Consider the following 15730-nt stretch of genomic DNA (forward strand, 5'->3'; position numbering starts at 1 on the left):
ACAAAGATTCCATTTAAGTTTTGTTTACTTCCTAGAAGTATTATTTGAATTAGCTATTACATACTCTTTGCCACCCGCCTTTCTCAGTTGCACTAACTCATTTTAATCACTAACAAAACTTTAACTCGTATGAATGTAAAGAAATTGTTTGGGGCTTTTGTTGTTTTGCTTTGCACAACGGCATTTTTACAGGCCCAGGAAAAAACGGTCACTGGTAACGTGGTGGACCAAGCCGGTTTTCCGTTACCGGGGGTAAACATTATTGTTGAGGGCACTACCATTGGTACCCAAACCGATTTTGATGGAAATTATGCAATTAATGTTGCGGAGGGACAGGCCCTCCTATTTACCTATATAGGACAAAAAACGGAGCGAAGGGTAGTTGGGGCTGCCAATACCATAAATGTTCAAATGGAAGAGGATGCCCAGGCCCTGGATGAGGTGATTGTAACCGCCTATGGTACTACTACAAAAGAAGCCTTTACGGGTTCTGCCAGCGTTGTGGGTGCTGAGGACTTGGCCATAAGGAACGTTACGTCCCCTATAGCGGCCATAGAAGGTCGGGCAACAGGTGTTCAGTTTACATCCACAAATGGACAACCTGGTTCAACACCAAGTATCGTAATACGGGGTGTGGGAACACTGAACGGTGATACCGATCCCCTATTCATAGTTGATGGTATTCAATTCGAAGGTAATTTGAACACCATCAACCAGGAAGACATAGAATCCTTTACTATATTGAAAGATGCCGCTTCTACAGCCCTGTACGGTTCCAGAGCGGCAAACGGAGTGGTGATGATCACCACAAAAAGTGGTAATAGGGAAGGGGTGCAGGTAAATGCCTCCATGCAATATGGTCTGGTAACCAGAGCGGTACCCCCATTTGATCGGATTGGTCCCCAACAGTATTATGAAATCATGTGGGAAGCTTTAAAGAATTCCTCGGCAGGGGGTGGGGATCCCGCATTTGCCTCCGCGAACATATACAATCAGTTGGGATACAACCCATTTAATGTGCCCAATGACCAGATTGTGGGAACGGACGGTCGAATAAACCCGAACGCCCAGGTAATCTACCAGAGTTTGGATTGGTTTGATGTACTGGAGCAAACCGGGGTTAGGCAGAACTACAATGTCAATATCTCCGCGGGAGGAGAGAACCATAAAGTATTTTTCTCCGCATCTTATCTGGATGAAGAAGGATTTGCGGTTACATCGAGTTTCGACAGGTTAACGACTCGGTTAAATGCCGAATTCGATGTCAATGAACGTATTACCATGGGAGGTAGTGCCAATATTACCATTACAGAGGCCGTAGGCCCCAGTTCTGCGGGATTGAACAGTATTGTAAATCCTTTTGGCTTTGCCAATAATGTTGGTGCGGTTTATCCTGTTTATGTGAACGATCTACAGGGTAACCTTGTAAGGGATGAATTCGGCGACCTTGTATTTGACAATGGTGAAGGTTTTGCTGAGTTCAATATTGGTTCAAGACCCATTAACCAAGGTCGTCATGCACTGCAAGAACTTCTTTTGAACGACGAGCGTGATAGGGACAACACCTATGGGTTCCGATTTTTTGCGGATATAGAAATCCTGGATGGCCTTAACCTTAGGGTGAATTATGGTAGGGATATCAATGAAGAACTTGAAAAGGAATACGAAAATGCGATTATCGGGGATGCCCAGCCCGATGGACGCTATGGTGAGGAACGGGGCAGAAGAACGGTAGAGAATTTCAACCAAATCCTGACCTATATCAAGAGCTTTGGTGACCACAACATAGACATCACCGCAGGTCACGAAAGTTTTGAAAGAATAGAGTCAAGTAATGAAGGTTTGGCCACTGTACAGGCGTCCAATGGAATTTTTGAATTTGCCAACTTCTCAAATATTGTGGATTTGGACGGATTGACCACCGAAAAAGGCCTTGAGGGATACTTTTTGAGGACCAACTATAACTATGACAATAGGTACTATCTAAGCGCCTCGGTCAGACGGGACGGTTCATCGGTCTTTGACCGGGATACAAGATGGGGTACTTTCTACTCCGTGGGTGCTTCCTGGAGAATAGACCAGGAAAAGTTTATGGAAAATGTATCTTGGGTCAATCAATTAAAACTAAGGGGTTCTTATGGTGAAGTTGGAAATGATGCTTTGGGTAGCATTAATACGGCTGGGGAATTTATAGATGATTTTTTCATATCCCAACCTAGATTCACCATAACGTCCAATGCCGCAGTCCCAGCTGCCATATTTACGGATTTAGGTAATCCGGATTTAGTATGGGAAACGCTTGAGAACTATGATGTTGCATTGGAGTTTGCACTGTTTGATAACTTCCTGGAAGGATCGGTGGAATACTATAAGCGGAACTCTTCCGATCTACTTATTAATCTGCCCATAGCGCCAAGTAATGGAATAAACGAATTTCCTACAAACGCGGGCGACATGTTCAATTCCGGTTGGGAAATAGGGTTGACCACACATCTGGTTGATACAGGTGACTTTAGATGGGATCTTACCTTACAGGGTTCCACATTTAAAAACGAAATTACCAGTATCCCAACTCCTTTCATCGAAGACGAAGCGAGATGGGCAGAAGGACGGTCCCGATTTGATTTCTTTTTGTGGAGAACGGCCGGTGTGGATCCAGCTAATGGAGATCAATTGTTCCTAATGTATGAACTTGATGAAAATGGGGAGAGCGTTCCCGTGTTGGATGGCAATGGAGAGCAAATGACCACCAATAACTGGCAAGAAACGGAAAGGGCCTACACAGGAGATACTTCCGTACCGGACCTTTTAGGCTCGGTTGCCAACAGCCTTACCTACAAAGGGTTTTCATTGGATGTCTTGATCACCTATGGTATTGGGGGAAAAGTCCTGGATAGGGGATATTTTGATATTATGCACAGTGGAGCTTATGGAAGCGCACTTCACCCGGACATCATGAACGCTTGGCGACAACCAGGGGACATTACCAATGTACCTAGAATGGAAAATGGAAATCCTAACCTGGTAAGGGAATTGTCCGACAGATTTTTAACGGATGCTTCATTTTGGTCCTTGAGAAATGTTAACCTTGGGTATACGTTCAACAATAAAATTTCAGAACAATTAGGACTCAATAGCTTGAGGGTTACACTAACAGGGGAAAATTTGTATCTTAAGAGTAAAAGAACCGGATTGGATCCCCAGTTTGAATTTGCAGGTGCACCTCAGGGTAATGACTTTAGCCCGGCAAGAATTATTTCCTTAGGTCTAAACGTATCATTCTAATTCATAAATAAAAACTATAATCGTTATGTCAAGCAAAATAAAATTCTTGTTATTCGCAATCCTTGCGATTACCATGACATCTTGTGATGAGGATTTTCTGGAAAGAACACCCACAGATGCCATATCTGCTTCTGAAGCACTTGCCAACGAAAACAATATGCAGCTTATTATTAACGGATTGCACCGTAGCCTGTACTCCCAATCCCAAACCATTTTCAGTGGGGGTAGTACACAGCGGGCGGGTAACCATTATTGGGTACCCTTGGGCGATCTCTTGAGTGGTGGTATCATCCATTCGGCAAATGCGAACAATTTGGGATGGCGAACTGAAATGCAATGGAATTCCCACACCCTCCCCACCTCTTTGACAAGCAGGATTTTATGGCACCATCGCTATAATACCATATTGGGGGCCAATGTACTCATCAATAGAATTACGGAAGGGACCGCAGACGGGAGTTTGTTGGAAACCTCAACACTGAGCGGGATTTTGGGCCAGGCCTATACCTATAGGGCCTATGCCTACCTTTCATTGGTACAGCACTATGCCAGGGGCTATTTGATTGGAAACCCTTCCACAGATCCCGGTGTACCCTTGTTGTTTTCCTCTGAATTGCCGTTTACCAGTGAACCAAGATCTACGGTACAGGAAATCTATGATCAAATTGAGGCTGATTTGAATTTAGCAATCAGTACGTTTGCGAATAATGGATTAACAGGAGGAAGAGGAGGATCACAATTGACTATAGATGTTGCCTATGGTCTTTTGGCCCGGATGCACTTATCCAAAGGTGAGTGGCAAGCCGCTGCGGATGCTGCGGTGCTGGCACGCGAAGGTTATCCTTTGATGAGTGAAGCTGACTGGAAGTCCGGGTTCAATTCTATTGGGCTCCCCGAGGTCATTTGGGGGAGTAGGGTGATTGCTCCGGAGACCACATTTTTCCGTTCCTATTTTTACCTAATGAGCAATACATTCAATGGTAGTCAAGTAAGGAACAACCCTAAAATTGCCGATCGTAGAATAGTCGATGCCATTCCCGATACGGATTATAGAAAGGATGTATTTATCATCAATGCGCCCAATACCAATACTTCGGCGGCCAATAACCAGGGAGGTTTTGGCAACGATCCAAACTTTACGGATGAGGATGAGTTCAATGCTGCGGTGGATTCACTGAATGCGGTATATGGCATTACTACAGCATTTAACCTACACCCTTATATGCACTTTAAGATGAAGAATGCAAACCCCGGCTCTATCGATCCCGATGATATCATTTATATGCGTTCCTCGGAAATGTATCTGATTGAGGCAGAAGCAATGGCCATGATGGGGAATATCCCCGGTGCACAGGCAGCGTTACGACCTTTGGGCGAGGAACGTGATAGCGCATATGACGTTACCGTCTTTAATACACAAGAGTCCCTGATGGACCATATAAAGTTTCAACGACGCGTAGAGCTATGGGGTGAAGGTTTTGGATATACCGATCACATACGATGGGATGAAGGAATCGATCATGAAGCAGATGGTGGTTCCGGAGCTTCTGCAGTACTCTATCAAGAGGCGTATCAAATAGAAAGGCCTTCTGTGAACGATGATTGGATTTTTAAAATTCCACAACAGGAAATTGATGCCAATCCAAATTTGACCCCAGCAGATCAGAACTAATTGTAAGGATAGTGTACTATATTTCTTAAAACCCTCCAATCGGAGGGTTTTTTGATAGGATTAACTTCATAAAAGGATAAAGCCCGGTTAAAGACGTTTTGGTTCTGGAGCCTGTTTAGGATTCCCAATTGGAATCACGGGGCTAATACAAAAAGCGCTGTCCCTGCATGAGGTAATCGGTTTTTGAAGTGTTTTGATAAAGAAACCCGGCATTCCGAATGGCTTGTACTCCCAATAAACCAAAGTGGAAAGAACCGTACTTCACTCCATGCCGACCTATAGACCACCGTCTACATGGCAAACGAAGGTATTCCAAATGATTAGATGAATCCTTCTGAATGCTATTTAACGTTAGTTCGACGTAACAATTTATTTTTAGTTTTGATTTTCAACAGTTTATATAGGTTTGTCGGGTCGAGCTCAGTCGAGACCTCATCAAAGTACGGGATTTTTAGGCTTCTCGACTGCCTGTCCGAAATGTCATTCGGACGGGTAGCCGAAGTGACAGCACACATATCTATTGACATCTATACTTCTCATATCGAGATGTTAAGATTACATGCAGTCCAAAATTCTTTATATCTACCTTTTTGAAAAGAAAACCCTGTTTCAGGGTTTTCCTTTATCCATTTTGATGAACTGCAAATAATCAGAGTTTTTGGCGACCACAATGTGTTCTTGGCCCCGTATGGACATTTTTTCCATGTCCTTTACGTCGCCAGGGGCATAAAAACCACTTTCCTTGGCAAGAACCGGGGAGAAATTCCCCTTTCCATCACCGAGAAGAAGAAGACCATTACCTGCATCATTTCTTGGGGTTTCTACTTCCGAGGCGTACAAATTTCCCGCAATAAGTGCGTCCAGATGTCCGTCCTCGTTAAAATCTTCCACAATAATCTGATTGATAGCGGACAATTGGGCATGAATGGGAAGTTGATGCCGTACAAATTTCCCATCCTTGTTTTCCAAGAAAACGCTTGCAAATGATTTTACCTGATAGTGAAGGGAATTTTCCAGGGTTTTTTCGGTATACACGTCCTCCAGCGTTGCCCGGGAAAAAGATTCGTAATCCTTGAATTTATCCTTTATGCCAGGCATTTGCTGGGAAGAACATTCCCTGCCCCGCAAGGGAAATTTTTCCCCTTCATTGTAATAGCTAAGTACAATATCCCCCGTATTGTTGTTATCAAAATCATTGAAGTAAATATCAAAGGTTTCTTCCTCCGTAGCCTTGTATTTATAATTGAGGCCCAAATTCCCCACCATGAAATCCAAATCCCCATCCCCATCAAAATCCCCCGGCTTAATACTGAACCACCATCCCCTGGAATCTTCAAGTCCCATTTTTTCGGTGACATCGGAAAAGTAACCGTTGTCATTTTTAAGAATGGTGATAGGCATCCATTCCCCGGTCAAGACCAGGTCTGTCCAGCCATCCTGGTCAATATCTGTCCAACTGGCATCGGTAACCATCCCAATTCCCTCAAGAAAAGGGGCAATTTTTGGAGTGGCATTCAGGAACTTCACATTACCGTCACCACTAACATTCTCGAGCAAATAGCTATTTGCCGGAACTGGGTAATTTCCTGGGACAAGCCGTCCGGAAACAAATAAATCCAAATCGCCATCCTTATCAAAATCGTGACTATGTACCCTGGAACTACTGGTCAGCATTGTGGGCAAAGCTTCCGTACTTTTGGTAAAATTCCCCTTTCCATCATTAAGGTACAATCGATCTTGTAGTTCTTTGGCGTTGGTTTCATATTCATTACCCCCACTGGCAATATAGATATCGTTATCGCCATCACCTTCGGCATCAAAAATATGAATGCCCATATCTTCGGATATTTTGTCCATTTCAAAGGGTTGGGGTTCTTTCAGTACAAAACCTTCATGGGTTTGCATATAAACAGAGGTGGTAAAACCATAGGCGCCCCCTACCACTAAATCTTCGAGGCCGTTATTGTCCAAGTCCCCTACAGCAATATTGGGACCGAACATCGAGGTTTGGTGGGGCAGTAAAATCTCCTCAATAAAATCATTGTAGTTGTTGTCCCTATAGAAATGTTCTACAACGGTTTTGGTGTCTTTTTGGGTTTCGAACAATTTGGGAATTGTTTGGTTTTCAGTGTTCTTGGGATTCTCTGCCTCCTTGTGGTCCAGGGTTAGGGTGGTATTCGCTTTAATACTGGTTACCAGTTGTTGTCTTTGGTCCGGCCAGATAATTTGGAGGGAATCTGCCATGGCAACATCGCCCAATCCAAAGTGTAGTTGTGGGGCAACAGAGGATTGAAAACCTCTGGTCAGTGTCAATTCTTGGTACTGTAGTTCCCCATTGTTGAATAACATTACCTTGGCGCCAAGGCCATTTTTATTCTGCTCCGGCCCTTTCAATTTTACAGTGAGGTGGTTGTTTTTGTCAGAACTGGTATTTTCAAAAATGGAGGCAACATCATCAATATTATTGGTCACAATTTCCAAATCGCCGTCATTGTCCAGGTCCACATATACGGAACCGTTGGAGAACCCTTTATGTTCAATGCCCCATTCCTTGTTCACTCTTTTAAAGGTGAGGTCACGATTATTTTTTAGGGCATAATTGTCTATTTTTTCGGAAGGAATTTCCAAAGCCTTTTTGAGGGTGCTATCTTTTGGAATACCTTTTTTTTCTATTTCCAAAAAGAAATCACGATTGTTTATTTCCCGCCGTGTCCCATTGGAAATAAAAATATCCTTCCATCCGTCATTGTCCAAATCGGCAAATAATGGTCCCCAACTCCAATCTGTGGACGATACCCCTGCAATTCGCGATATATTGCTAAAGTCGGGTAGGGTATCCAATAAATTACCGTTGTTCAACTGGAGGCTGTTCTGCATGTATTGGTAATGGAACCCTGCATTTACGGTACTCCAAAACAGGTCTGGATTCATACTGGCCATATTGGCTTTTGCACGGCGGTTAATTTGTGCGGTCATATCCACTTGAAGGATATCCGGTAATGCATCATTATTAAAATCTGCAATATCGACCCCCATGCCATAAAATGAAATGTTCTTTGTGGTTTGCTTTAACACATCAGAGAAGGAACCATCCTTATTGTTGATGAACATATAGTCCGGTGTGCTAAAATCATTGGAAACATAAAGATCGGGCCATCCATCTTTGTTTATATCTGCAACGGTTGCACTTAAGGACAGACCAAAAGTCTTTAGCCCGGCTTCTTCGGTAACATCCACAAATGTTTCCCCCTCTTTTTTGAACAAACGATCGGTTTCCAGGGGTTTGGGACTGTATTGCTTAAAACGATAGAAATAATTGGGGGCATTAAAAGGCGTTGGCGGGTAGTTGGCCACATATAGATCTAAATCCCCGTCCAAATCGTAGTCAAAAAAAGTGGCTTGGACACTATTGCTGGGGTCATCTATACCATAGGCGTTGGCCTGTTCGGAAAAGGTGTTGTCCCCATTATTGATAAACAATTGGTTTTCCTTTGGGCCAAATTTACCACCAACGGAGCAATAAATGTCCAGGAAACCATCATTGTTGATATCGACCATTGTGGTTCCCGTATACCATCTGTTATCTCCTGAAACGCCTGCTGTTTCACTAATATCCTCAAACTGCAGGTTTCCCTTGTTCAGATATAGCTTGTTGGGCACCATATTGCCCGTAAAATACAGATCGATCAATCCGTCATTATTGATGTCCCCAGTAGAAATTCCCCCTCCCATATAAATATAGGCATAGGTAAAGTAGTTGAGGGAATCATTTTCGGTTAGATTGTTTGAAAATGTAACCCCGGTTTGTGACGGGGTCAATTTCGTAAAGATGGCAGTCTCTTTGGAACTACTTTTTTCCGTGCTGCAGCTACCTATAAAAACAATGCATATGAGGAGAAGGGCACTTCTCCAAAAAAAGTTGACCATAATTGAAAATTGGATAAAATAAAGGTAAGGACTGTAGTATTTTAAAACAAAAACAGGGCATTGAAAATGCCCTGTCCATTAGCTAAACTTAAACTAAAAACTCAACTAAACTTAAACTTATAATCGAAATTTCGATTGTTTATTAAACAAGACCTTATAATCACATGACTAATTTAGGGTCTTTAGAAATTTAATTTTTGTTCACCTGAATTGAATTTGAGAGGGCAAAACAACCGCTCAATTCATTTGCACTATTGAAAACAGAAAGTCCTAGAAGACTGTCTTCATAGCTCATGTGCCAAATCAAGCATTCCGAACCAACATTGATATTTTCAAAATTGATGGCCTCGAGTTCTGCAAGGGTTGCAGGCAACGCCAAAATGATGCCAGCATTGTCCGTAACTACCCAAGAAGTATTGGTGCCAACCAGATTTTCATCATCTAACTCAATATCCGAAACAAAATCGGGCATGCCATCATCTGTAAAGTTGAATGGCCCTCCTGAAATTGTGCCTGCGTTATTTGGTTCGGCGGTAATCGTTCGTTGTATCTCAATTGAATCTGAAAGGGCAAAACAGCCAACAAGATCACCCGCACTTGCGCCCACTTCCAAACCTACAAGGCCATCTTCATAACGAATGTTCCAAATTAAACGGGTACCTCCACTTTCGGTGCTATCAAAGTCTATGGCTTCAATCTCAGCAATGGAAGCTGGTAGTTGGAGTATAGCTCCCCCAGCGTCAGTTAGAATCCAAGCACTGTTTGTGCCAACGGCTTCACTTTCATCAATGTCCAGCCCATTAACATTGTCAGCAGTACCATCCATACAGAAAGAATAAGGACCACCCAAAATTGTAGCGGCACTTACTTCAGACACGTTTCTCGTGACCGTAATGGGGTTTGACAAACTAAAACAACCGCTTAAATCATTTGCGTTGGTAACGGTCAGTTTAAGCGACCCCTCAACCTCAGGATCGAAGTCAGGATTTGCAACATCATCTTCATATTGTAAGTTCCAAATAGAGAGATTACCGGGATCTCCTTCGTTAAAGTCAAATTCCTCAACATCGGCCAAAGTATTAGGGGTTGCCAATATGAGGCCGTCACCATCGGTGATTACCCAAGTTGCGTTGGTTCCAGATCCTTCTTCATCAACCGTAATTCCGCCTACATTGTCTTCATTGCCGTCAATGCAAAAAGTAAAAGGCCCTCCTGAAAGTACTGCCGCGACAGTGGCATTTCTATTCACTTTTACAGCCGTTTTGGAAAGGTCAAAATCACCTCCTAAATTGACTATGTCCTGACCTACCTCAAGGTTGGTAACCGCGGCATTGGCTGATAGATACCAAATTAAACGTATGCCTGGTTCTCCAACATCAAAATTGATGGCTTCCAGTTCAGAAATACTGGAAGGAAGGCTTAAGATTATATTGTCATTATCCGTTACGATCCAAGTACTATTTGAACCTGTACTTGAACCTTCGCCAAGGGCAATGTCACTTACATTGTCTGCCACGCCATCATTCACGCAGAATGTGAATGGGCCTCCCGTGATGCTTCCATTGAAGACAAGGGAGGTGTCACCATTGTCATCATCATCACAGCCTAGAAGTAAAAGGGCAATAATTATCGTTTTTATAAAATTGTTTTTCATTCTAAAGTTTTTATGTGTTTGCAATAAATCGGTGATTTGAATAAGATGAATTTTGCCAATATGTGTAATTGTTTCGTCATTACCAAGTACTCTCCATACAACTGGGAAAATGGCCATATGTTTTTCATCTTATTAAATTTCACAACTAATAACCTATATTTTGCGTTAAAACCCCATTGCTCAAATCAATTGATGTTAGGGGTATGGGCAACAGATCAAAGTGTGGTTGGTATGCCCCTACTTTACTGCCGAAATTGCCTATGGTGCGAGCTTCATTGGCATAGTACTCCGTTAAGGTTGCTTGGGCAATGCCCCATCGTCTTAAATCAAAGAGGCGGTGCCCTTCCATGGCTAATTCCACACGTCGCTCAAAGCGAACGGCATCCCTTGCAAAACCAGCGTCTGGGAAGACAGCGTATAAGCCCACTTGATAATTGGCGGCTGGCCCACTTTCATCAATAGCTTGCACTACCGAGGTATTGGCCGCTCGATTCCTTACCTGGTTCACATAATTTAAGGCAGTGCCTAAATCGCCGGTTTCCACTGCCGCTTCGGCAGCCATCAATAACACATCGGCATAGCGTATAATATTATAATTGATGCCGGAGTGTACTTGTCCCCAAGCACCGCTACCCGTATCTTCACTAAATTCCGCTGCTTGGTAGACATTCTTTTTTGGGAGGTATGGACCCGATATATCATTAAAATTCGCTCGAATCCAGTCCTTTCCAATATGCTCTCCAAAACCATTGAAATCGATACCTCTTCGTCCTACCGTATAATCCAATCTAGGGTCCACTGGAGTAATAACATCTGGAATAAATACTTCATCACTATTAATACCATAATCGTTCAGGAAATCAGTATCGTTGTAGGAATCAAAAAGGGGTAATCCGTTGGCATCAACCCTAAAGGCATTGGCCAAATCTATGGTGGGCTGATAAAATCCACAACAGGTAAAAGCTCCTCCCGCTGGGAAGTTTAATGTACCTCCTCTGTTCCCATTAAACGATTGCCCGCCATCTTCGGCAAATTGTATGGCAAATACGGACTCCGGACCATTTTCCCCAGCTACATTAAAATTGTCCAAATATTCCGGGTTTAAAGAAAACTCATTGCTAGTGATAACGGCATTAAATTCGGCCAAGGCAGCTGCCCAGTCGGATTGGTATAAATGCGCTTTTCCCATATAGGCCCTTGCCACTACTTGTGTGGGGCGCCCGGGATCGGGTTGATCAGCTCTAGTGGCTGGAAGGTTATCTATGGCAAATTGGAAATCTGCTTCAATCTGTTCCCAAGCTGGTCCAGGATTGGGCTGGTTGAATTCCTGTAACTCATAGTTCTCAACCGTTATAATTGCGACATTTCCATAAATTTTAGTGAGTTCAAAATAATAGTGTCCCCTTAAGAAATGGGCCTCTGCTTCTTGTCCGACCAGTGCCTCAAGTTCGTTAGGTAAAAGCGCCTCCCTGTCGATACCCCTAATAACGGATAGGGCAGCATTGGCCCTATTTACCCCGGCATACAGTGCAGTAAATTTGCCCCTAAAATAATCGTTGGCCGTTTGCCAGTCATTGGTTTCAATTTGAAAGAGTTCTATTTGATCCCCATCTGTACTGCCTTTATGGGCATCATCTGCAATCACATCAAACCACCAGTTATCACCACCAACGGAAAATTGATTTCCTTTGTTGTTGTCACGCCAGCCATCCAACATGGAATAGGCTCCGGTCAATAATAAATCCACCCCTTGGGTATTGGCCAAGGATTCTTCGCTCAATGCACCTACAGCAGGTGTAGTTGCAAATTCGTCCCCACAGGAAATGGCTCCGAAGAGAATAGCAAACAAATAAACAAACTTCTTTTTCATCTTTTTACAATTTTAAATTTACGCCCAACAAGAATATTTGCGGAACTGGAAATGTACTTTCATCTACGCCAATGGTCAGTGCAGTATTGGCGGGCGCACCGTCCGGATTAATTGGCTGAATTTCTGGGTCTATCCCGTCATAACCGGTAATAGTGAACAAGTTGCTCGCATTTGCATAAAAACGCAAGCTTGCAATGCCCCATTTGTCCGTAAGTTGGCTGGGCAAGGTATAGCCAACCACCAGGTTCTTTAGACGAACAAAGGAGCCATCTTCCACCAAAAAGGAATTTGTATTGGTTTCACCGTTTAATATGGTGAAGCTCAACCCGGGTTGTGAACCGTTTGGATTTGTGGATGGGTTAAAGGCATCCAATACCCGTGTGCTTCTATTTCCACTAGGGAAAGTGGGGAAGTCAGTAAAGATTTTATCATAGTTGTAAATGTCGTTACCAACCACGCCGCTAAAGAAGACACTGAAGTCCCAGTTTTTATAATTGGCATTAAAGTTTAAACCAAAAGTGAAATCGGGGTGTGGATTGCCAATGAAGGTTCGGTCATCGTCGTTGATGACACCATCACCATTCAAATCCCTGTACCTTAACCTACCGACCCCTGCGGCATTGGAGGCAAAACCCTGATCGGGCCCTACGGCAACTTCTGCCTCACTTCTGTAGATGCCATCGACTACCCTACCAAAGAAAGAGGATAAAGGCTGCCCTTCTTCTGTACGGGTAATGGGACCACCCCTAAATGTATCACCTAAGAGAAAACCATCCAATTCAGTAACCTCGTTTTCAAAAGTAGATAGGTTAAGATCAATGCCATAAGTAAAGTCTCCACCGGAACGATTTTGATAAGATATATTTAAATCAAAACCGGTATTTTGGACATTGCCCGTATTTACAAAAGGGGCCCTGGCATCAATGGCCGTGTCACTGATAATCGTTTCATTTTCAACGATGAGGTCTTCCGTCGTATTTCTGAAGTATTCCAAGGAGATGCCCAAAGCATTGTCGAACAATCCCACTTCTGCCCCAACATTAAAGCTCTCCGTAATTTCCCAGGTCAAATCTGGATTTCCCACGTTACTTAACAACGCGCCTGTTCTTAGGTTTGTTCCCCCGTTAAATGCATAATCGGCGAATTCGATGTTCAAGTTTGATATATTGATGGTTGGGTTGGATGCAGGTAATTCCTGATTCCCCAATTGTCCCCAAGATGCCTTGAATTTTAAACGATTTAGGAGTCCATCCTGTGGGAAAAAGTCCTCATTGCTTATGACCCATCCACCACTGAACGCTGGGAAAAAACCACTTTGGTTGTCGCCAAAGAATCTTGAGGATTGGTCCCTACGTACCGTGGCACTAAAAAGATATCTATCGGCATACGAATAATTCACCGTACCAAAGACCGAAGACAAGGTATTTTCAAAATCGAAGGTATCTGCGGGATCGACTATCGGAGTTCCTGAAGCGTTGTCCAAGAGATAGAAATCCGGGGTTTCAAACAGGAAACCGTTGGCCAATACCTCTAGGGACTTCCCGGTATTTTCTACAGCCTCATACCCTAAGACGGCATTCACGGAATGGTCACCAAAAGTTTTGGCGTAGTTCAAGGTATTGGTCCATACCCAACTATAGGTCTGCTGGTTCCTTTCGGTCAAGGTGTTGGTAGATCTTGGTTCTGCAGATTCTGGGTCCAAGGCGCGAAAATCCCTGGAACTCAATATGCTGATATCCCCCCCAAAACTTGTTTTAAAGGAAAGGCCGTCCATGAGTTCATAGCTGGCATAAATATCACCCAGGATTCGCGTTTGCTTAAAGAAATCATCGCCATCCCTGGTCAAATTTGCAACGGGGTTGGTGGCGTTGGAGAGGCCATTGGGATTGGCATATGCGCCAGCAAAACGCCCTAAATTGTCCCTAACTGGGACCAAAGGGCTTAAACGCATGGCAAATTGTACTTGATCGCCAAAATTGTTGTTTTGGGAGTTGCTGAAAGAAACATTAAGGTGTTCCCCAATGGTCAAGCGTTTGCCAATTTTGAATTCTGAATTCAAACGTACCTGCCCTCTTTTGAAGCCTGTAAACGATAGAATCCCTTCCCTGTTCAAGTATCCAAAAGTGGCAGAATACTTTGAGGTTTCATTACCATTGGAAAATGTGGCTGTGATGTTTTGGGTTGGAGCGGTTCTAAAAATCTCATCCAACCAATTGGTGCCCCCTGGTTTTACCGGGGCAATTACTTCTTCTTGCGTGCCCGAAAGGCGCACTCCCAAAAGCTGGGAAGGAACCTGTGGGGAACCGCCAGTTGGAAAATATTGTGGATGAATAACAATTTCTTCTGGATCTCCCCCAGTCCTTATGGCATCGTTGGTCAAACTTTCAAAAAACACTTCGCCCAATTCGCGGGCATTTGTCATGTCGGGCAATCTATTGGCCCTACTGAAACCTGTGGAAATATCAACAGTCACCGAAAGTTTATCTTGATTGTAGCTACCACTTTTAGTGGTGACAATAATCACACCATTGGATGCCCGTGCTCCATATATAGCGGCGGCACCATCCTTTAGGACGTTGATTTGTGCGATATCCTGAGGGTTGATGGTATTTAAAATATCGGGGTCTTGAGTTTGTGCCCCATCAATGATATATAATGGATTGTTATTGTTAGGAGTGCCCAAACCACGGATACGCACAACAGGTGCTGCACCGGGGGCCCCATTATTGGTTATACTGACACCGGTGGCACGGCCTTCAAGTGCCTCAGCAACATTGACCAAAGGTTGTTTTGTTGCTTCTGAAACGTCAATGGAAGCTACCGATCCAGTTAAATCACCTCTTGTCTGCGCTTGGTAACCTATTATCACGACTTCATCCAATTTGTTGGCGTCCTCCAACAATTGCACATCAATAGTGCTTTGTCCGTTGATAGGTATCTCCTGGGTGGCAAAGCCAATATAGCTGAACACTAAAACCGCATCCGAATCCGTAGTGATGGTATAGTTTCCGTCAAAATCGGTCTGTGTGCCATTGGTGGTTCCTTTGACAATGACGTTTGCCCCAGGCAAGGGAGCCCCATTTGAATCCGTAACCATACCTGAAACGGTGGTTTGCAATGGCAATAGACCATTACTGTTCGTTTTTGTTTTGGCTTGTAGCCCCTGAACCCCAAAAACCATTAGCATTGCCAAAACCCCTTTCAGGAGCAACTTTGGCAATGTTCTGGTCTTTTTCTTCAAGCTGAAAAAGCCAAGTTCAATGGATTGTTTCATAATCATGTAGTTTAATTAAGTTATGTTAATTCTTGTGGTGGTCGTTGC

Annotated in this window: 6 protein-coding genes; 2 read left to right on the forward strand and 4 right to left on the reverse strand. The window is 43.5% G+C overall.

What is annotated here, in order from left to right:
- Positions 1-129: 129 nt before the first annotated feature.
- Together L0P88_RS14320 and L0P88_RS14325 are read left to right on the forward strand one after the other, a co-directional pair.
- Positions 130-3285 (forward strand): SusC/RagA family TonB-linked outer membrane protein, encoded by a 3156-nt coding sequence (locus tag L0P88_RS14320; RefSeq protein WP_247130594.1) that lies wholly within the window; start codon positions 130-132, stop codon positions 3283-3285.
- Between the two features lie 25 nt (positions 3286-3310).
- A complete protein-coding gene (locus L0P88_RS14325; RefSeq protein ID WP_247130595.1) occupies positions 3311-4957 on the forward strand; it encodes a RagB/SusD family nutrient uptake outer membrane protein in 1647 nt (548 codons plus the stop codon).
- Positions 4958-5566: 609 nt separating this feature from the next.
- On the opposite strand, the gene L0P88_RS14330 is transcribed toward L0P88_RS14325, so the two are convergent.
- The 4 genes from L0P88_RS14330 to L0P88_RS14345 form a co-directional block, all read right to left on the reverse strand.
- Positions 5567-8884, reverse strand: a complete 3318-nt coding sequence (locus L0P88_RS14330) for a VCBS repeat-containing protein (RefSeq protein WP_247130596.1) — start codon at positions 8882-8884, stop codon at positions 5567-5569.
- A gap of 190 nt (positions 8885-9074) precedes the next feature.
- Entirely contained in the window at positions 9075-10538 is a 1464-nt protein-coding gene (locus L0P88_RS14335; protein ID WP_247130597.1) for a hypothetical protein, read from the reverse strand.
- A gap of 145 nt (positions 10539-10683) precedes the next feature.
- A complete protein-coding gene (locus tag L0P88_RS14340; protein WP_247130598.1) occupies positions 10684-12408 on the reverse strand; it encodes a RagB/SusD family nutrient uptake outer membrane protein in 1725 nt (574 codons plus the stop codon).
- 4 nt (positions 12409-12412) lie between these two features.
- The gene (locus L0P88_RS14345) at positions 12413-15682 is read right to left on the reverse strand and encodes a SusC/RagA family TonB-linked outer membrane protein (RefSeq protein ID WP_247130599.1); all 3270 of its coding nucleotides are present in this window, start codon (positions 15680-15682) and stop codon (positions 12413-12415) included.
- Positions 15683-15730: the final 48 nt, after the last annotated feature.

The organism is Muricauda sp. SCSIO 64092 (genome assembly GCF_023016285.1).
Taxonomy (GTDB): domain Bacteria; phylum Bacteroidota; class Bacteroidia; order Flavobacteriales; family Flavobacteriaceae; genus Croceivirga.

What these genes read in the sequence shown, in the direction of transcription:
- L0P88_RS14320 (WP_247130594.1), top strand. Translation starts at nt 130, where the DNA reads ATGAATGTAAAGAAATTGTTTGGGGCTTTTGTTGTTTTGCTTTGCACA.
- L0P88_RS14325 (WP_247130595.1), top strand. Translation starts at nt 3,311, where the DNA reads ATGTCAAGCAAAATAAAATTCTTGTTATTCGCAATCCTTGCGATTACC.
- L0P88_RS14330 (WP_247130596.1), bottom strand. Translation starts at nt 8,884, where the DNA reads ATGGTCAACTTTTTTTGGAGAAGTGCCCTTCTCCTCATATGCATTGTT.
- L0P88_RS14335 (WP_247130597.1), bottom strand. Translation starts at nt 10,538, where the DNA reads ATGAAAAACAATTTTATAAAAACGATAATTATTGCCCTTTTACTTCTA.
- L0P88_RS14340 (WP_247130598.1), bottom strand. Translation starts at nt 12,408, where the DNA reads ATGAAAAAGAAGTTTGTTTATTTGTTTGCTATTCTCTTCGGAGCCATT.
- L0P88_RS14345 (WP_247130599.1), bottom strand. Translation starts at nt 15,682, where the DNA reads ATGAAACAATCCATTGAACTTGGCTTTTTCAGCTTGAAGAAAAAGACC.